The following is an 18,604-nucleotide window of genomic DNA, read 5'->3' as shown; positions in this document are numbered from 1 at the left end:
TGCGTGGCCACGGCGCCCGCCGGGCCACCCGGCCGCCGCACAGACCGGGCATGCCGCTCAATCAGGCGTTGCAGCAAGCAGAACGCACACAGCAAGGCCCCGATCACGATGCGCGTCCACCATGAACTCAGCGTGCCGTCGAAAGTGATCAGCGTCTGGATCGTGCCGAGAATGCCGACGCCAAACAGAGAGCCGATCACGTAACCGACGCCACCCGTCAGCAAGGTGCCGCCAATCACGGTCGCGGCAATCGCGTCGAGTTCCATGCCCTGCCCTTGCAACCCATAGCCGGACAAAACGTAGAACGTGAACACCGCCCCACCGAGCGCTGAGCAAAAGCCGCTTAGTGCGTACACGCCGATCCGCGTTTGCGCCACCGGCAGGCCCATCAGCAGTGCCGAGCGCGGATTGCCGCCGACGGCATAGACATTGCGCCCGAAGCGCGTGAAATGCGCCACGAAAATCGCTGCCGCCAGTGTCACGAGCGCAATCAGCACGTTGGCGCTTACCGAGCCCGTGCCGACCGGCAGTCGATAAGCCGAAATAGCCTTGAAGGTGGGATCAGTAATCGTGATCGACTGTGTCGTGATGAGGAAGCACAGTCCGCGTGCGAAGAACATCCCGGCCAGCGTCACGATGAACGCCTGTAGTTTGAAAAAGTGGATCAACGCCCCCTGGATCGCGCCGAAGACGGCCCCCATCACCAGTACGATGGGCAAGATCACCCAGACCGACACATGCATCCGCTCGGACAGCACGGCTTCGACAATCGTCGTGAGCGCCACCACCGAACCCACCGACAGATCGATCCCGCCCGAGACAATCACAAACGTCATGCCAATCGCGACAATCAGCAGGAAGGAATTATCAATTAGCAGATCCAGCAAGACCTGCAGCGAGAAAAAGCCGGTGTACATCACCGAGCCAAAACCGAACAACGCGCAGAAGAGGAGAATTGTGACGGCGATCGGCAGCGTGCGCGGATCGAAGATGCGTGCCCAGATATCGACAAGTCGTTTCATCGGGCCACCCCGTGCGAGCGAAACAGCGACATGGCCAGCGCACGCGCCGACGGCGACTGGATCACGCTGACCGCCAGCACGACCACCGCCTTGACGACGAGCGTCGCTTCAGGCGGCACGCCAATCGAGTAGGTCGTATAGGTCAATGTCTGGATGATGAGCGCGCCCAGCACAGTGCCCGCTAAACTGAAGCGGCCGCCGAGCAGCGACGTACCGCCGAGCGTCACCGCGAGAATCGCGTCGAGTTCGAGCAGCAGGCCGGCGTTGTTGCCATCGGCACTGCGTACGTTCGAACTGATCAGGATTCCTGCGATTGCCGCCGTGAGGCCGGAAAAACCATACACGGCGAAGACGATCGCCTTCGAGCGCAAGCCAACCAGGCGCGTCGCCACCGGATTCACACCAATCGCGCGAATAAACAGACCGAGCGCCGTGCCTTCGATGAGCAGCGCGGTCGCCAGCACCGCGATGGTGGCAATCCACACGGAAAACGGCACGCCCAACAGATAGCCGCCGCCCAGGAACAGATAGCCCTCCGCACCAATGGGAATGATCTGCCCGCCGGTCAGCAATTGCGCGACGCCACGGCCGGCCACCATCAGGATCAAGGTTGCAATGATCGGCTGCATGCCGACGTAGGCCACCAGCATGCCGTTCCACATGCCGCTCAGCACACCGACGATGAGCGCTGCACCCACCGCCTCGCCGATCAGCCCGGCACTCGGAAACGGCTGCGTGGCGAGGATCGTCGCCGCTGCGGCGCCGGCAATCGCAACCACCGCGCCCACGGAAATATCGATGCCACGCGTGGCAATAACAAACGTCATGCCCGTTGCCACCAGCGCCAGCGGCGCAGCGCGATTCAGGATGTCGATGGGCGCGCCGAACAGATGACCATCGAGCATACGCAGCGACAGAAAATGTGGATTGACCCACAAATTAAGCACGAAGAGCAACCCAAGGGTCACGCATGGCCAGATCAGCGGACGCTCCGCGCCGTCGCGGGAGAACCAGTTCGATATCTTCATTCGCCGCTCCCCGCGATCAGTCGGTAGATGTTGTCCTCGTTCGACGCGTTGCCAGCCACTTCCGCGATCTTGCGCCGATCGCGCAATACCGCCACGCGATGGCTCACCCGTAACACTTCGCTCACCTCCGACGAGATGAACAGGATCGCGAGGCCGCTTGCGCACAGCGCCAGCATCCGGTCCATGATGTCGAATTTTGCGGCGACGTCGATCCCGCGCGTCGGTTCGTCGAGAATCAGCACCTTGGGCTCGGTAGCGAGCCATCGTGCCAGCAGCGCCTTCTGCTGATTGCCACCAGACAGCAGACCGATGGGCTGCTCGGCGTCTGCGGCCTTGATGCCGAGCCGCTCGATCCACAACTCCGCCAGTTCGCGCGCCCGATTCCCGCTGATCTTGCGCAGCCAGCCGCGTTGCGCCTGCAGTGCCAGCATGATGTTCTCGCGGATCGACAGTTCGGCGACGATGCCCTCCTTCTTGCGATCCTCCGGGCAATAGCCGATGCCAAGCGCAACGGCATCATGCGGCGAACGCAAACGCACCGCACGACCGCCCACGGTAATCGTGCCGCTATCGGCGCGGTCCGCGCCGAACAGCAGACGTGCCGTCTCGGTGCGCCCCGAGCCTAGCAGACCGGCAAGGCCGAGAATCTGGCCCGGCTGCACGTCGAGATCGACAGGCTGCATCATGCCGCGGCGCCCGACGCCGCGCAGTTCGACATAGGGCTGCACCGCCGCCTTGTCCGCCGGTGCTTCGTGCGCCGCCTCCTTCAGGCGCGCACTCATGCGCTCATGACCGACCATCTTCGCCACCAGTTGATCCGCCGACAGATCGCGCGCCAGGTATTCGCCCTCACGCTCGCCGTTGCGCATCACCGTGATGCGGTCCGAGATCGCATAGGTCTGTTCGAGAAAGTGCGTCACGAACAGGATCGCGATACCTGATTTCTTAAGATGCCGAAGTATTTTGAAAAGCTGTGCGACTTCGCTGTCATCCAGGCTTGAAGTCGGCTCGTCGAGAATCAGCACTCGCGCATCGACCGATATGGCCCTTGCAATAGCAACCATCTGTTGCACCGCGATCGGATACGCATCGAGCGATTTGGTGACATCCAGCGAAACGTCGAGTCTTTCCAGCGCCGCCTGCGCGCGACGTTTGATCTCGCGCCAGTCAATTGCGCCAAAGCGCTTGGGTTGACGGCCCGCAAAGACGTTCTCCGCCACCGAGAGATTGGGGCACAGATTCACTTCCTGATACAGGGTCCGCACGCCGGCCGCTTCGGCCTCTTGCGGCGAACTGAAGGCTACCGCTTGTCCAGCGAGGCGCACCACACCCGCGTCCGGCGCAATGACACCGGTCAGCACGTTGATCAGGGTGGATTTACCGGCGCCGTTCTGCCCCATCAGCGTATGGACCTCGCCGGGGAACAAACGGAAATCGACGTTGTGCAGCGCCCTCACACCAGGGAACGTCTTGCTGAGTCCCGCGGTTTCCATAATGGGCTGAACGTCGCCCGTTTGAGTGTCCGTATGAGCGCGCAGGCCAGCACTCGCGTCGGCACGCTGTGCCAACGCCGGATCAGAACCGCGTTTGGGTTCCTGGGAATCGGGGGTCGGGTGGGCCATAGACCTCGCTCGATGGATGGAAAAGAGGCCGCCCGCTGCGGCAACAGCAGGGCGGCCAGGCACCACTGGAGAAACCTTTTACGCCTTATGCAGCGCGTTGGTTATCCAACGCGCCACCTTGGTATTGGTTAGTATCGCTTAGTACTTGCGGGTCGGCAGGGTCTGCGCGGCGACGCTTTCCGGGAAGACCGTTTCCTGCGTCAAGATCCGCTTCGGCAGCGGCTTGCCAGCGACGACGTCCTTCACCGCCGACATCAGTTGCGGCCCAAGCAACGGGCTGCACTCGACATCGACATTCATCTTGCCTGCGGCCATGGCCTGGAAGCCGCCCTTGGTTGCATCAAACGAGACAACGGTGATGTCCTTGCCCGGATGCATGCCGGCCTCTTCCATCGCCTGGATGGCGCCGAGCGCCATGTCGTCGTTATGCGCATAAACGACATTAATTTTATTGCCGTAAGTTTTAATAAACGCTTCCATTACCTGCTTGCCGCCAGCCAATGTGAAGTCGCCGCTTTGCGACGCAATGATCTTGAATTTAGGATCGTCCTTGATCACTTCCATCAAACCAGCGTGCCGGTCGTTGGCCGGAGCAGATCCGACCGTTCCCTGAAGTTCGGCGATGTTAATGGGGCCTTTGTCGTTTTTAAAGTGATCTTCGAGCCAATGACCGCCGCGGCGCCCTTCTTCCATGAAGTCCGAACCGATCATCGTCACGTACAGCGACGTGTCCTTCACGTCGATATTGCGGTCAGTCAGGATCACAGGAATCTTCGCGGCCTTCGCTTCCAGCAGGATCGGCTCCCAGCCGGATTCCACCACCGGCGAAAACGCGATCACGTCGACCTTCTGCGCGATATACGAGCGGATCGCCTTGATCTGGTTTTCCTGCTTCTGCTGGGCATCCGAGAATTTGAGGTTGATCTTGGCGTCGGCGGCGGCCGACTTGATCGATTCGGTGTTAGCGGTACGCCATGCGCTCTCGGCGCCGACCTGCGCGAAACCGAGGGTGATGGGTTTGTCCTGAGCATATGCGCCGGGTGCTGCAAGGGTCAGCGCCCCAATGCCCGCACCGAGTGCGAGCGCGCCCAACACACGACATACGGCACGTCGTGAATTCGCCATGACTGTCTCCTGATCGTTATTGTGCAGGCGATCCCGTGACCGCCTGCGGCGAGGCATCATCAAGGATCGTGATCAAGCGTAGTGGCAGACGCTGCGACCGTCCAATCATATGATTCACGCACCCGATACCAGTTTTGATATAGCGGTGCGAATCGCATAGACCAGTCGGGCATACCCTCAGAATAGCCGCGTTGCATTGCGACAAACCCTAACGCCTGGGTCTAATTCCTGGCTCTAACTCCGGGCATTACCCAGCGAAATGTCAGGTTCACGCGTTCGCCCGTGGCGCGCGGCTCTTTTGGCACCCGGTGCCGCCATTGCGCCTGCGTATTACCCTTCATCACCAGCAGGCTGCCACCCTTGAGCTGGAACGATTGCACGACGCCGGTCTTGTTGTGGCGCAAGTCGAACGTGCGCGCCACACCCAAGCTCACTGACGCGATCACCGGTTGCGCGCCTAACTCGGGTTCGTGATCGGCGTGCCAGCCCATACTGTCCATGCCGCTGCGGTAGCGGTTGAGCAGCACGCTGTTAAAGCGGCTTTCGCAGACCGCTTCAGCCGCCGCCTTCAACTCGGCCACCGCGGGCGTCCATGCTTGCGGCACGTTGCGAATACCCGAGTACACATACACGGCGTCCGGTTCTCCTTGCCAGGCCGTCAAACGCGGCAGCGCCACGCGCCCAGCCGGCGTGCCCATCGTGTCCTGCCGCCACGCCACCTCGTCGATCAGTTGTGCGAGGATGCGCGCCGCTGCCTCCGGCGCGAGCCAGTCGGGGTACCAGGCCATGTCGGGTTTGGGAAGATCGTCGAACAAATCATTGTGCATAAGCTGGGGGGGGCGCGCGCCCGAAAGCGAGCATTCCAACGGGAGCCAGACTGGCTATTATGGAGGTCGCGGCCAGAGCGCGTCACGCATTCCGCTTGCGCTCTCATTCTCTTTTAACTTCGCCAATGGGACTCTCGCCATGACACTCTCCGACGACGCACTCGACCAGCTTTTTCGCGAGGCACGCACTCACAACAGCTGGCAAGACAAGCCGGTCGACGACGCCCTTCTCAAGCACCTGATTGAACTCGCTTTGCTGGGACCCACCTCTGCTAACTGCAGCCCCGGCCGATTTGTATTCGTGAAATCGCCCGAAGCGAAGGAAAAGCTGCGGCCAGCGATCGCGGCCGGCAATCTGGAGAAGACGATGGCGGCGCCGGCGACGGTAATCGTCGGAACGGACATGGCCTTTTACGACCACTTGCCGAAGCTCTTCCCGCATGCCGACGCGCGCAGCTGGTTCGTCGGCAACGACAAAATGATCGCCGAAACTGCATTTCGCAACGCGACGCTGCAAGGTGGCTACCTGATCATCGCGGCGCGTGCGGTAGGGCTAGACGCCGGCCCGATGTCGGGCTTCGACGCGGCCAAGGTCGACGAGGCGTTTTTCGCCGGCACGACCGTGAAATCGAACTTCCTGATCAACCTTGGCTACGGCGTCTCGTCCAGGCTGTTCGCGCGTAGCCCACGCTTTACGTTCGACGAAGCCGCTCGGATAGCCTGATGTGACAAGTTCATCAGCCGCCTGGCGTCACCTGACACCTCCGGCAAGTCGCGGCGCATGTCGGTAGAATGATCTGCCTGACCGGCATCCCTGCACGGAAGCGTCAGCGTTTCGCCATGCCTCCGGCACCCCTTCTGCCCTCGTCCCTTCTCTATGCGCCGCTCATCGTTTCTCGTTCGCTTCATCTGCATTGGCGTCCTGCTGCATATCTACGTCGGCCTGAGAATCATCCCGGATCTGCCGGTCGACCCAGCCGGACGCTGGCTGGCTGTCCTGTGGCTCATCCTGTCGTGTTTGTTCATTCCAGCCGGGATGCTGGCGCGGACGATCGAACAACAGCCGCTGGCAGACCGCCTTGCGTGGATCGGTCTGATGGCGATGGGCTTTTTCTCGTCGCTACTCGTGCTGACCTTCGCCCGTGATCTGCTGCTGGCGTCGCTGCTCACCGTGGATGCGATCTGGCCGCATACCATCCCATTGGCGCGCTGGCGCACCGATTCCGCTGCCGCCGTGCCGCTGCTGGCGTTGCTGTCGACGACGATTGGCCTGATCAATGCCCGACGCCGGGCGCGGGTGGTCAGCATTGATGTACCCATCGACGACTTGCCGCGCGCGCTCGATGGCTTCACGATCGTCCAGATCAGCGACATTCACGTTGGGCCGACCATCAAGCGCCGGTATGTCGACGCCATCGTCGATGCGGTCAACCGCCTCAAACCTGATCTGATTGCCGTTACCGGCGACGTGGTCGACGGCAGCGTGCCGCAATTGAGCGCCCACACGCAACCGTTGGCGCGGCTCAGCGCGAAGCATGGCGCGTTTCTGGTCACCGGCAATCACGAGTACTACGCCGGAGCCGACGCCTGGATCGACGAGTTCCGCCGTCTCGGGCTGCATGTGCTGCTCAACGAACATGTAGTGGTCGAGCACGACGGCGCGCGTGCCGTGATTGCGGGCGTGACGGATTATTCGGCCGGACACTTCGATCCCGCGCACCGCAGCGACCCTGCCGCTGCATTGCTCGGCGCACCTGGCGATGTACTGATCAAGGTGCTGCTCGCGCATCAGCCGCGTTCTGCCGAAGCCGCTGCCGAAGCAGGCTTCACCCTGCAGTTGTCGGGCCATACGCACGGCGGCCAGTTCTTTCCGTGGAATTTCTTTGTGCGCTTGCAGCAGCCATTTACTGCCGGTCTGGCGAGGCTAAATGGGCTGTGGGTGTATACGAGCCGCGGAACGGGCTACTGGGGTCCACCGAAGCGCCTCGGTGCGCCTTCGGAAATTACCCGGCTGCGTTTGGTGCCGGGTGAAATGACTTGAACTGGTGGAATGCTGGTGCAACATAAAGCACAGCTAGGTATGGATTAGTGCGGGTCCGAACCGCAAGAAAAACGGTCTTAACTTGAAGCACCGAACCGCGTGGAGTCCTTGCCAGACGACTCCACGCAACTCCTCGCCAAACGCTTATTGCGCCGGCGTGACTGCGACGCTCACTTGCGGAGCGTACGCGACCCTGACGTGCGTGCCAGGGTGTAGGTTGGCTACCTTCGACGGATTGCCACCCTGAATGTGGAACATCGCGCCGTCTGCGCCCTTCAAAGCGATAACGCCGGTGGCGCGATCAACCCCTTGAACTTCCGCTGCTACGTTCTGCGGCGACGACGGCATAGTTGAATCCGCTCCATGACTGACGCTGACGACAGCGGTACGGGTCATACGAACGAGCACTTTGTCGCCGGGCCGGATCTGTCCGAGGTTGCTTGTATCGGTGATGTTGAACGATGCGGTCCTGCCCTGCGGATCAGCCACGGTCACCGCATGCGTGGCAAGGTCCACGCCCTTCACCACGCCGTCTGCCTGCAACACGCTGCGCCCGTCAAACGATGGCGGCACTGCGTCCGCCGCCGACGACATGAGCGGGGTCATGGCGATCAGTACGCCGGCGACGATGCCGCCGAGAGTTTTCTTGTTCATGCAATCCTTGGTTGGGTCAATGACGAAAAGAGAATCACGCCGCAGGCGGGGTAACCGAGCAACCGTACCGCTTTCAGCGGAACATCCGCACCGGTTTGTCTGGAAAGGACTCGTGGGGACATGCGCCACAGAGACCAAAGAGGCCGTGACGCGTCAAGTGCGTTGCGTGATTCAAGGCATCGATCAGTTTGTTTTCCGGGATAGACCCTGTCAAGTTTCGTAGTCCGTATTTAATTTAGGATAAGGACCTGAGATAAAGCAATATGTGGCTGTCGGAAAGTCGAAGTCGAATTCGAATTCGTAACGAGACGCGCAACCCGGGCTGGACGCGGCTAGTACTCGATCTCGCTGCTACTGACGCCTGAACACATCATCAGGCCTGCAGGCCACGGGGCATAAAGCATCCGTCGCCTGCAGGCGCCCCGTAACATCCGCGTAAGCTGCGCGCATTCTGCACCACGGCGTTCGGACACCTACACGACGCTTTCACCGCCAGATACCGGTTGACTTCGCCTCTTGCCACTGCCTAAAATTCGCCCACGCATTTAATCGGAATCCCGACCTTGGACAGTAGCAGTTATCGATCTTCGATTGACCTGATCATCTGATCGGCAAGCTCATCGCGCCAGTCTTCATTCTGCCGCCGTCTTGCCATCTGGTCAGACGGTGCGCGCCGCAGTTATCCCCGTGCACTGTATTTCGTCGTTGTGAGGCCGTGAGCCTCGCAGACAGCGTTGCATGCGCGCCTCGAGCGATGTCCTGTGCGCGTTGTCGCGCGCCTTGTCACGCGTCGCCCCTCGCGCACGTTTAGCGGGGATGTCACGTGTGGAGTTCAAACTATGCGTACCAGTACGCCTTGATCCACGAATCACATGACGCTTGAATTTGTCTGCCGGCTCCTTGCCGCGTTCGCCTGCGGTGTCGCGATTGGCATCGAACGCCAGATGCGGCAGCGTACCGCCGGTCTGCGGACCATCACGCTCGTCGCCAGCGGCGCGTGCCTGTTCGTCACGCTCGGCGTGTTGACCGGCAACGGCACAGCCGGCGTCACGCAGATTGCCGCTTATGTGGTGTCCGGCGTGGGCTTTCTCGGCGGCGGCGTGATCATGCGCGATAAAGGCTCGATACAGGGCATCAACACGGCCGCGACCTTGTGGTGCTCCGCGGCGGTCGGGGTTTTGTGCGGTGCGGGACATTATGGCCCGGCACTCGCCGGCACAGTCATCGTGCTGCTGACTAATACGGTACTGCGCGAAGTCAGCCGCAGCATCAATGCGGCGCCGGTGGCCGCTGCCGATCTCGTGCAGGAGTACGTGCTGACCGTTGTGTGCCGCGAGGAGGATGAGGTTCACATTCGCACGATGCTGTCTAACTCGATGTATTCGGCACCCTTGTCGTTTCAAAGCCTGACCAGTGAGGACGTAGCCGGCCAGCCGGGCAGCATGCGCGTTACCGCGACGCTGAAACTGCATCCGAAGGATCAGTCGAAGCTCGAACTGATGGCAAGCCGTATCAGCATGGAAAAGAGTGTCTCGAGCGTCAGCTGGATTGCTAAAGAAGCGGAACCGACGCCCGAGTAGCGATGGCCGTGGCTATGCAGCGGTGCACGCTGAGCGCATGATGCGCCTCGCGTACATCTGACAGATGCACAGGCCACTCCCTTACAGTGGGTAGCTTGCGCCAGGCGGCAGGTTCATCTATAACAACCGTAGCGAAGCATCGATCGGCGCGGCATACGCAAGGGTTGATGGTCCGCAAGCCTGTGCAGCCCAAGACCGAGAACGAAATGAACCAAGCGACTGCGCGTGATGTCTTCCTGCCTCTTCGCCATGGCCGTTGCCGCCAGGTGTCCTCCTCCGCTATTGCGCTGGTGTCGCTCCCCATTCTCCTGCAACACATTCAGACATTGTTAATTCCCCGTCCTGAATATGGACTGCGCCATCCCCTTCGACTAAGCTCTGTCACCGTGAATTTTTCACGCTCAACCATGGAGTCTTGATTATGGAACACGGCATCATTGCATGGCTCATCATCGGCGCGATTGCCGGCTGGCTGGCTGGCGTGCTCGTCAAGGGCGGCGGCTTCGGGCTGATCGTCGACATCATCGTCGGGATTGTCGGCGCGTTCATCGGCGGCTGGCTCGCCGGCGTGCTGCATATCTCGCTGGGCGGCGGCTGGATCGGCTCCATCATCACAGCGGTAATCGGTGCCGTTATCCTGTTGTTCATCATCCGGATGTTCAGGCGAGCCGTCTAGCGCTTGCCGCGTCAGGCGACTTCGGTCGCCTGACGTTTGCCGTCGGCTTTACTTCGGTCTTTCTCCTGTGTCTTTCGTGCGCTGCCGCTCAGGCCAGCGCTGCACCCGGTTCCAGCATCGAGCCGGTTTCGTTGAGCCGTGTATGCCACGCAAACGCCCGCGCCAGGTCGTGAGGCGTCTGGCCACCGTGTTTCAAGGCGTCCCGATAGTAATCGCGCAGCATGTCGCGATACAGAGGATGCACACACTTCTCCATGATCAACGTTGCGCGTTCACGCGGCGCAAGTCCACGCAGATCGGCCAGGCCCTGCTCGGTGACGACCACATCGACGTCATGCTCGTTGTGATCGCAATGCGGGACCATAGGTACAATGCTTGAGATGCGCCCATCCTTGGCGATCGACTTGGTCGCGAAGATCGCGCACGACGCGTTGCGCGAAAAATCGCCGGAACCGCCGATGCCGTTCATCATGTGCGTGCCGCCCACATGGGTCGAATTTACGTTGCCGTAGATATCGAATTCAAGCGCGGTATTCAGGGCGATCAGGCCCAGGCGCCGAATGACCTCAGGGTGATTGCTGACCTCCTGCGGGCGCAGCACGAGTCGGTCGCGGTAGCGATCCAGTTCGCTGAACACCTGCGCATGCCGAGCGGCCGAAAGCGTGATCGAGGCGCCCGATGCGAATGTCACCTTGCCTGCGTCCATCAGATCGAAGGTTGAATCCTGCAGGACTTCCGAATAAATCTCGAATGGTTCGAATGGCGACTTGACGAAGCCAGCCAACACCGCGTTGGCAATCGTGCCAATGCCCGCCTGCAACGGCGGCAAGCGCGCCGGCATACGGCCGTGTGAAACTTCGTGTTGAAAAAATTCGATCAGATGGCCAGCGATCTGCTCCGTCTCTGCGTCAGCCGGCAATACCGTCGATACACTGTCGGGCTTGTTTGTGATCACGATGGCGGCAATCTTCTCTGGCGGGATTTCAATGGCAGAGGTCCCCACGCGATCGCGCGCACCGACGATGGGTAGCGGCTCGCGATGCGGGCGTTTGCCGGGAATCCAGATATCGTGCAAGCCTTCGAGTGCTAGCGGTTGCGCAAGGTTGATCTCAACAATGACCTTGTCAGCCAGGATCGCGAAACTCGCGGAGTTCCCGACCGACGTGGTGGGCACAATTGCGCCAGTCTCGGTGATGGCAACAGCCTCGATAATGGCGACGTCGAGTTTGCCGAGCTGGTTGGCGCGCAACATCTCGACGGTTTCCGACAGATGTTGATCGACAAACATCACCTCGCCGCGATTGATCGCATCACGTAGAGTCTTGTCGACCTGGAACGGCAGACGGCGAGCCAGCACACCCGCTTCGGTAAGCGTGCGATCGACGTCGTGACCTAGCGACGCGCCAGTCATCAATGTGATGCGCAAGGGCTTGCCTTCCTGGCGAACACGCTCGGCGAGCGCAACCGGCACGGCTTTCGCGTCGCCTGCCCGTGTGAACCCACTCGCGCCGACGCGCATACCGTCATGAATCAACAGAGCCGCTTCAGCGGCGGACGTCACCTTGCTGCGCACCGAGGAGCATCGAATCCGATCTTCGTACATAACTTTGAGTCTCTCCACCATCAACCGTTTAGCCCGCTGATGCACACGTCTTCGGTGTGCTTGATACTGCTGTCACGTTGCCGCGCTTCACCGCGTGATGCTGGCACGTGCTATGTCGCCGCAAGATGCGCTCGCCAACGACAGGCGTTGCGATGTCGCACTGCTCAGCTACCGAAGTAGATGTTGCAGAATCCAGCCGGACCCACGCATTCCGAGGCCTTCTTCGACTGAGTAGCAATACGGCTCCGCGTGGTGACGCTACTGGGCTGCCGCACCTCGGGTTGTTGCGCACTGGCTTGCGCAACCTGCTGCGCATCCGCGGCCGGTGCCGGGGTTTGTGCGTGCGCGACAGCGGCAAACAGGGAACCGGCAATCAAAACGCTCTTCAACACTTTCATTTCGTTCTCCACTACTTACGATGCCTGCAAGGCAATGAACCCACTATATGACTGGGTTGCGTGGAGATAAACGGCCGGGCGTGGAATGGATTCTTCCATCTGGAGGAAGGATCCGCCCGAGGTCGTCATTCGGACGGTTTGATGTGGGTTCTTGTGCCGCGGAGTGTGCTTTGGATTGCACTTTGGGCTGTCGTGGTTTGCGACCACGCGCTTCGAACCGGGTTAGCGGGCGCTAAACGGCGCGTCTTTATCGAGTAACGCGGTTCGAATGAAATGCAGGCAACCTAGAACGCGTTGCAGATCGTGCCGTCGTTCACGGTGTCCATGAACTGTTTTCAGTACCTCCCGCATGGTCCCCGTGGCCGCACTAACCGACACGAGCGCCAGTTCGAGACGCACTTGATCGGGACGTTCGAAAAGCCGCCCTATAGCAGCGTTCATTTCCTCGATGCATATGCCCCAACGAGGATGTAGAGACCGCGCATAGGTTGCATGCGTCGTTTCGTTGCGCAGATCAATGACCGCGTGCCCGACCTCGAGCGTTGCAAGCATCCAGCGCAGCGCGTCGTCATGTTGCCGCGTGCGCTTTGTCAACAATGCGCTCAATTGTGCCATCAAATCATGCGTACTCGACTGGAACTCTTGATTCAGACCACGCAACTCGCCCTTGCAGGCGAGCACAACCTGACCGCGCAAATTCCCCTTGATCCTCTCGATCATCCACGGCATCTGCGACGGAAAAATCACCGAAAACGACAGCGATGCCACCAGCATCGCCGCCACGATAGCAATGCCGTTGTTAATCAGCAGATCGGGCTGATACACCACTACGTTATCCGGGCCGGCGAGCAGGCAGAAAAATACCGAGAATCCGACACCGTATCCGGAGATGCCTGGTCGCATCGCCATGAACGCGCCCAACGCCAGGACGGGTGCAAGCGTCGCGCAGAGCAACGGGAAGCCGTCGACGCCCGGGTAGACATGAAAGTTGAACAGGTAGGCCGCTATCGTGGCAAAGACTGCGCCAATGGCCATCTGCAGGCTGAGCCTGGAGGGGTTGGGTGCGGTCGATGTCAAGGCGCACGCGAGCGCCGCACCGATTACGGCCATGCCGCCGCTGGGCCAGTCGGTTTCGATCCAGAACGCACTCACGATGCCCACGACTACGATGGTGCGCAAGAACGTAAAGGCGACGACGTACCCGTTCGTTTTGCTGAAATAACGCGTTGCCGATTGTTCTTTTGGCGGCCTGCTCTGTTCGAGCGATGCGTAACTCTCCATATAACAGACGAATTCGTCGACGAAGCGATACAACAATTCTGCGCAGGTGTCGAAATCAGCCTGTAGGTCAGGCGCCGACGCGTCCAGCGACCGCCGTGTCTGCCTGACGCGACGCGGCAGCGCCGCCTGAAACGTCCGAAGCTCTCCGGCCGCAACGGCGGCATGCGATGCATCACGGATACGTTCGACCTGCCTGTCCAACAACTGCGATAACTCTGCGAAATACGGTTGCATCGCGTCGGCCACCTTCGCCAGATGCTCCGTTCGCACGCGCTTGATCAACTGATTTAGCGCGTGCAGACGCGCGCAGACATCCATGAACTCGCTGTTCAGCCGAGCGAGGCGCGAACCGCGTGAGCGCATGCCCGGATCCTCGAATACGGCGAAGGTACGGGTTGCTTCGAAGCCGACGATCTCATCGACCAGTTTGCTGAAGCGCTCCTCAAAGGCGTCCTGTTTGACCTTGCCACCCAGCACCTGCGCGGCGAAGGTAGTAAAACCGACGTAGCGGTCGAGCAAGGTGCGTAACAGCATGAGGCTTGATCTTTGCGGCACGATCAAAGCGCTGACTGCGCTCGAGCACACAATGCCAACCGAGACTTCCGCCGCACGTGTGAGCGCCGCGAGAAACAGGCCATTGGGCTCGCTCGCCGTGGGAATGCCGATCAGTGCGGCGGTGTAACCCGCGAGCACAAAACCGTACCAGCGAAAATGCCGATAACGCACCGCCGCTGCAATACAGGCAGCCACCCAGGTGGTGAGACCAAACATGTACCACTCTGGCTGCTGAACGAAGACCGCACCCAGCACAAGCGCAGCGATCGTCCCCACGACGGTCCCACAGACCCGATAGAAGCTCTTCGCGAGCACCATCCCGCTCATAGGCTGCATCAGCACAAACACCGTGGTCATCGCGGTTCGGGGTTGTTGCAGGTCCAGCAGCATGGCGATACCGAGCGCGAGCAGCGCCGCCACCACCGTCTTGAAGAGGTGCAGCCAGATCAGCCCGTCGCTTGTTGCCCAGTCGCGGCAAGCGGTCAGTAGCGCACGCCGAAAGACAGGGTAGCGCCGGCGAGGGCCGGGCGTACGCTTGATCACATACTGTTGTTCCACGACGAACCGCGCCCCGGACTATCATTCGAAAAGGCGCCGGCCACGAAAACGCAGGGGCCGGCTGGCAAGGGGCTGATTGTAGGAGCCTGTGACGCGCAAATTAATGCCTCGGGCAGGGAACATTCGTTCCAGATCGAACAACAATCGCGCCGCGCTGCGGGCGGACAATGTGGGTTTTCTCTCGAATACCTAAAGAACAAAGACTGATGGATACGCTACAAAATATGCGAGTGTTCGTGCGCGTGGTCGAAGCGGGCAGTTTTACCGCTGCCGCGCAATCGCTCAATTCGACGACAGGCGCCATGTCGCGCGCGGTGTCTGAGCTCGAAGCCCATTTACGCGCGCGTCTGATGAACCGCTCCACCCGGCGTCTTGCGCTCACTACCGCCGGCGAGCGCTATCTGAAGCGCTGTCAGCAGATTCTCGCGGATGTCGACAACGCGGAAGAAGAAGCCAGTTGCGCGCATGAGCGGCCCAGCGGTGTGTTGCGCATGTACAGCTTCGCCAGCATTGGGCAGCACTATGTGTTGCCGGCCATCTCGCGCTATCGCGCGTTGCATCCCGAGGTGACCGTCGAATTGACGCTGTCGCAGCGCATGCCTGATCTGTTCGAAGGCAGTAGTGACGTGGCCGTGGTCACCGCGTCGACCTTGCCCAACTCGGACCTGGTTTCGCTGCTGTTGGGCGCTACGTTCAATATTCTGTGTGCTTCCCCGGCCTACCTGCGCGCTCATGGCACGCCCCAGCAACCTCGCGATCTCGCTCACCACGAATGCCTGATCCTGCAAATCCCGGCCTTTCCCGCCAACGAGTGGCTGCTGGAAGGTCCGAACGATAGCCAATTGATGGAGGTCACCGGCCCGGTGCAGGTGAATATCGCGGAGTCGCTGGTGGTGGCTATCCGCGAGGGCATGGGCATTGGGATGCTGCCCCTCTATGCGGCGATTGACGGACTCCGTGACGGGTCGATGGTACGGGTATTGCCAGACCGCACGCTGCATAAGATGAATATTTACGCACTGTATCCCTCGCGCAAGTTCATCGACGCGAAGACGCGGACCTGGGTGGAATTCTTGCGTACCCACATGCCGAAAGTGATCGCCCGCGACGAGGCGTTGCTGGCCGAGCTGAAACAGGCCGATCCACTCGCCTCCTCGCTGACCGCACATCCGGGCCCGGTGGTCGAATTGGGAAAGCCGTTGGAACACTAGGTATGCGCTGGTGCAAGGCAAGGGCCTTGTGACGGTGCGTGGATCTGGATTGCTGCATTGCAACTTTCCCGCCGCCCTGTCCATTTTGCCGGCGAATTTGCTTATTCCATAACAAGCTTTACTCGCGACCCAAAGCAACTAAAGTTTATGGTGGCCAGTCCTGTCGTCCCGAATCACAACGGATACGGAGGGGAACATCATGGGCATCTGGAAGCCAGATCCAAGCTTTTACCCGTCGCCACGTCTCGCCGCGCAAGCTCCGCCGGAAAAGCTGGCGTATGTCGCGGCGTTCGATCCGGAGCGGTCGCGGCCGGATTCGATCGCCGTGGTCGATGTCGATCCGACGTCATCGGCTTATGCCAGCATCGTAGGCAACGTGTCGATGCCCAACACCGGTGACGAACTGCATCATTTCGGCTGGAACGCCTGCTCCTCATGCCTGTGCCCGAATGCGCCGCACCCCCACACGGAGCGGCGCTATCTTGTGGTTCCAGGGCTGCGCTCGTCACGCATCTATATTCTTGATACGAAGGCTGATCCGCTGAAACCGGCCATCGCCAAGATTATCGAACCGGAGACCATAGCGAGCCGGACCGGCTACACACGCCCGCACACGGTACATTGCGGCCCCGGCGGCATTTACGTGACGGCTCTCGGCAGCGCCGACGGCGGCGCGCCAGGTGGGATTTTCCTGCTGGATCCGGAGAGTTTCGAGCCGCTTGGGCGTTGGGAAGTCGAGCGCGGTCCGCAACAACTCGCCTACGACGGCTGGTGGCACCTCGGCTACGACACCCTCGTGACGAGTGAATGGGGCACGCCGGATACCTTTGAAAACGGCCTGGTTCCGGAGATCCTGTTAGGCGCCCGATATGGCCGTCGTTTGCATTTCTGGGACTTCACGCGCCGCAAGCATCTGCAGGAAATCGACTTCGGGCCGGAATACCAACTGGTCTTCGAACTGCGTCCGGCTCACGATCCGAGTAAAGCGTACGGGTTCGTCAATTGCGTGATCAGCCTGAAGGATCTGTCGTCGTCAATCTGGACCTGGTATCGGGAAAAGGATAAATGGGCGGTGCGAAAAGTGATTGATATCCCGGCCGAGCCCGCCGATCCCGCACTTTTGCCTCCTGTGCTCCAGTCGTTCGGCGCAGTGCCGCCGCTCGTGACCGATATCGACCTATCCATGGATGATCGCTTTTTGTACGTGTCGTGCTGGGGTACCGGAGACTTGCTGCAATATGACGTCTCCGATCCATTCGAGCCGAAACTGACGGGAAAAGTGAGGATCGGGGGCATCGTCTCTCGGGCGACTCATCCGGGCGCAGCGAATGGTGCCCTCAACGGCGGCCCCCAGATGGTCGAGGTAAGCCGGGACGGTAAGCGCATCTATTTCACTAACTCGCTTTATGGCGCCGTGGATCCGCAGTTTTATCCAGATGGCATAGATGGGTGGATGGTGAAACTCGACGCTGCGCCAGATGGCGGTCTCGCATTCGACGAGAAGTTTTTCCTCGAATGGCCCGAAGGACATCGGCCCCATCAGATCCGGCTGCAAGGCGGGGACTGTTCGTCCGATTCGTACTGCTATCCGTGAGCTGAATGAACGCGCCGACCTCAGTGTGGTGGACATGGCTGGCCGTTGCGGGGCTCGGCACTTTCCACGGCGTGAATCCAGCGATGGGCTGGCTGTTCGCGGTCGCACTGGGGTTGTATCGACGCAGTCGCCGGGTGGTGTTGCTGTCACTCTTGCCGATCGCGCTCGGCCATGCACTGGCGACCGCGGGGATGCTGGCGGCGGGACTGTCGCTCGGGATGGTGATCGACCATACAGCCCTGAACAGGACGTGCGGCCTACTGCTGCTTGGATGGGCTGCGTGGCACTTGTTGCGGGGACACCGAATGCGACCGCGCGTGGGCATGCAGGCTGGCTTTGCCGGCCTGACGGCTTGGTCTTTTATGATGGCAGGCTCACATGGGGCTGGACTTATGCTCTTGCCCGCCTTGATGCCGCTATGCGGCGCTTTGCCTGGTGCTCTCGGGGCGACGCGCGGCGTAACTACCAGCGAAATTGCGGCCATCGCGCTGTGCCTGCACAGCGTGGCAATGCTTTTGACAACGGGCGTTATCTCGCTCGCCGTGTTCGATCACTTCGGCGTTGCCGGGTTGCGTACCAAGTGGCTGAATTTTGATCTTCTATGGACCGGCACACTGGCTGCGTGTGGGGTGATGCAACTGGCGCTGTAGGGGGCTTAACGGATGCGCAGTTGCAAGGAGGGCTGAAGTGTAGACTGGCCGTTACGCGATTGCCCTTCGCGGCCGAGGCTGGTTAAAGAACTAACGCTGCCTGGGGCACTGTTCTGCCGGCGAAACCCTCCTGGTAAGGCGCATCAGGTTGCTCGGCGCGTGCGCGTTTTCGGGGGTGC

Annotated in this window: 16 protein-coding genes; 7 read left to right on the top strand and 9 right to left on the bottom strand. The window is 60.6% G+C overall.

The features are described 5' to 3' along the window. The 5 genes from yjfF to WCA85_RS30785 form a co-directional block, all read right to left on the bottom strand. Positions 1 to 1,022: galactofuranose ABC transporter, permease protein YjfF (gene yjfF, locus WCA85_RS30805; protein ID WP_424068757.1), on the bottom strand; the 1,022-nt coding region annotated here is incomplete at its 3' end. Beyond that, the gene (locus tag WCA85_RS30800) at positions 1,019 to 2,050 is read right to left on the bottom strand and encodes an ABC transporter permease (protein ID WP_424068755.1); all 1,032 of its coding nucleotides are present in this window, start codon (positions 2,048 to 2,050) and stop codon (positions 1,019 to 1,021) included. The genes WCA85_RS30800 and yjfF, both read right to left, overlap by 4 nt. Then, positions 2,047 to 3,672, bottom strand: a complete 1,626-nt coding sequence (locus tag WCA85_RS30795; RefSeq protein ID WP_424068752.1) for a sugar ABC transporter ATP-binding protein — start codon at positions 3,670 to 3,672, stop codon at positions 2,047 to 2,049. Before WCA85_RS30795 ends, WCA85_RS30800 begins: the two co-directional genes overlap by 4 nt. Before the next feature lie 138 nt (positions 3,673 to 3,810). Further along, a complete protein-coding gene (locus tag WCA85_RS30790) occupies positions 3,811 to 4,797 on the bottom strand; it encodes an ABC transporter substrate-binding protein (RefSeq protein ID WP_424068750.1) in 987 nt (328 codons plus the stop codon). A 221-nt stretch (positions 4,798 to 5,018) separates the two neighbouring features. Beyond that, positions 5,019 to 5,624 carry an alpha-ketoglutarate-dependent dioxygenase AlkB family protein gene (locus WCA85_RS30785; protein WP_424068748.1) on the bottom strand — a complete coding sequence of 202 codons (606 nt, stop codon included), beginning with the start codon at positions 5,622 to 5,624 and terminating at the stop codon, positions 5,019 to 5,021. Positions 5,625 to 5,763: 139 nt separating this feature from the next. Between WCA85_RS30785 and WCA85_RS30780 the strand changes: the two genes are divergently transcribed. Together WCA85_RS30780 and WCA85_RS30775 are read left to right on the top strand one after the other, a co-directional pair. Beyond that, positions 5,764 to 6,348, top strand: a complete 585-nt coding sequence (locus WCA85_RS30780) for a malonic semialdehyde reductase (RefSeq protein WP_424068746.1) — start codon at positions 5,764 to 5,766, stop codon at positions 6,346 to 6,348. Between the two features lie 153 nt (positions 6,349 to 6,501). Next, on the top strand, positions 6,502 to 7,665 hold the full coding sequence (locus tag WCA85_RS30775; RefSeq protein ID WP_424068744.1) for a metallophosphoesterase: 1,164 nt from the start codon (positions 6,502 to 6,504) through the stop codon (positions 7,663 to 7,665). Positions 7,666 to 7,809: 144 nt separating this feature from the next. Here the strand turns inward: WCA85_RS30775 and WCA85_RS30770 are convergent, their stop codons facing one another. Beyond that, positions 7,810 to 8,319 (bottom strand): hypothetical protein, encoded by a 510-nt coding sequence (locus WCA85_RS30770; protein ID WP_424068742.1) that lies wholly within the window; start codon positions 8,317 to 8,319, stop codon positions 7,810 to 7,812. An 872-nt stretch (positions 8,320 to 9,191) separates the two neighbouring features. Between WCA85_RS30770 and WCA85_RS30765 the strand changes: the two genes are divergently transcribed. Both WCA85_RS30765 and WCA85_RS30760 read left to right on the top strand, forming a co-directional pair. After that, a complete protein-coding gene (locus WCA85_RS30765) occupies positions 9,192 to 9,899 on the top strand; it encodes an MgtC/SapB family protein (protein WP_424068740.1) in 708 nt (235 codons plus the stop codon). 421 nt (positions 9,900 to 10,320) lie between these two features. Then, complete coding sequence (locus WCA85_RS30760) at positions 10,321 to 10,575, top strand: GlsB/YeaQ/YmgE family stress response membrane protein (protein WP_424068738.1); 255 nt, start codon at positions 10,321 to 10,323, stop codon at positions 10,573 to 10,575. A gap of 88 nt (positions 10,576 to 10,663) precedes the next feature. On the opposite strand, the gene WCA85_RS30755 is transcribed toward WCA85_RS30760, so the two are convergent. The 3 genes from WCA85_RS30755 to WCA85_RS30745 all read right to left on the bottom strand — a co-directional run bounded on the left by WCA85_RS30755 (position 10,664) and on the right by WCA85_RS30745 (position 14,970). Further along, on the bottom strand, positions 10,664 to 12,178 hold the full coding sequence (locus WCA85_RS30755) for an acetyl-CoA hydrolase/transferase family protein (RefSeq protein WP_424068736.1): 1,515 nt from the start codon (positions 12,176 to 12,178) through the stop codon (positions 10,664 to 10,666). Positions 12,179 to 12,342: 164 nt separating this feature from the next. Beyond that, positions 12,343 to 12,576, bottom strand: coding sequence for a hypothetical protein (locus tag WCA85_RS30750; RefSeq protein WP_424068734.1), 234 nt, complete (start codon positions 12,574 to 12,576; stop codon positions 12,343 to 12,345). Between the two features lie 222 nt (positions 12,577 to 12,798). Beyond that, positions 12,799 to 14,970 (bottom strand): FUSC family protein, encoded by a 2,172-nt coding sequence (locus WCA85_RS30745; RefSeq protein ID WP_424068732.1) that lies wholly within the window; start codon positions 14,968 to 14,970, stop codon positions 12,799 to 12,801. A 206-nt stretch (positions 14,971 to 15,176) separates the two neighbouring features. Between WCA85_RS30745 and WCA85_RS30740 the strand changes: the two genes are divergently transcribed. The 3 genes from WCA85_RS30740 to WCA85_RS30730 all read left to right on the top strand — a co-directional run bounded on the left by WCA85_RS30740 (position 15,177) and on the right by WCA85_RS30730 (position 18,425). Further along, positions 15,177 to 16,181: a LysR family transcriptional regulator gene (locus WCA85_RS30740; RefSeq protein ID WP_424068730.1), complete on the top strand. Its 1,005-nt coding sequence runs from the start codon at positions 15,177 to 15,179 to the stop codon at positions 16,179 to 16,181. A gap of 199 nt (positions 16,182 to 16,380) precedes the next feature. Continuing rightward, positions 16,381 to 17,775: a selenium-binding family protein gene (locus tag WCA85_RS30735; RefSeq protein WP_424068728.1), complete on the top strand. Its 1,395-nt coding sequence runs from the start codon at positions 16,381 to 16,383 to the stop codon at positions 17,773 to 17,775. Between the two features lie 5 nt (positions 17,776 to 17,780). Next, positions 17,781 to 18,425, top strand: a complete 645-nt coding sequence (locus tag WCA85_RS30730; RefSeq protein ID WP_424068726.1) for a hypothetical protein — start codon at positions 17,781 to 17,783, stop codon at positions 18,423 to 18,425. The last annotated feature ends 179 nt before the right edge of the window (positions 18,426 to 18,604 follow it).

This window comes from Paraburkholderia sp., assembly GCF_049581445.1.
Taxonomy (GTDB): domain Bacteria; phylum Pseudomonadota; class Gammaproteobacteria; order Burkholderiales; family Burkholderiaceae; genus Paraburkholderia.
This window is presented reverse-complemented; position numbering and strand designations above follow the sequence as displayed.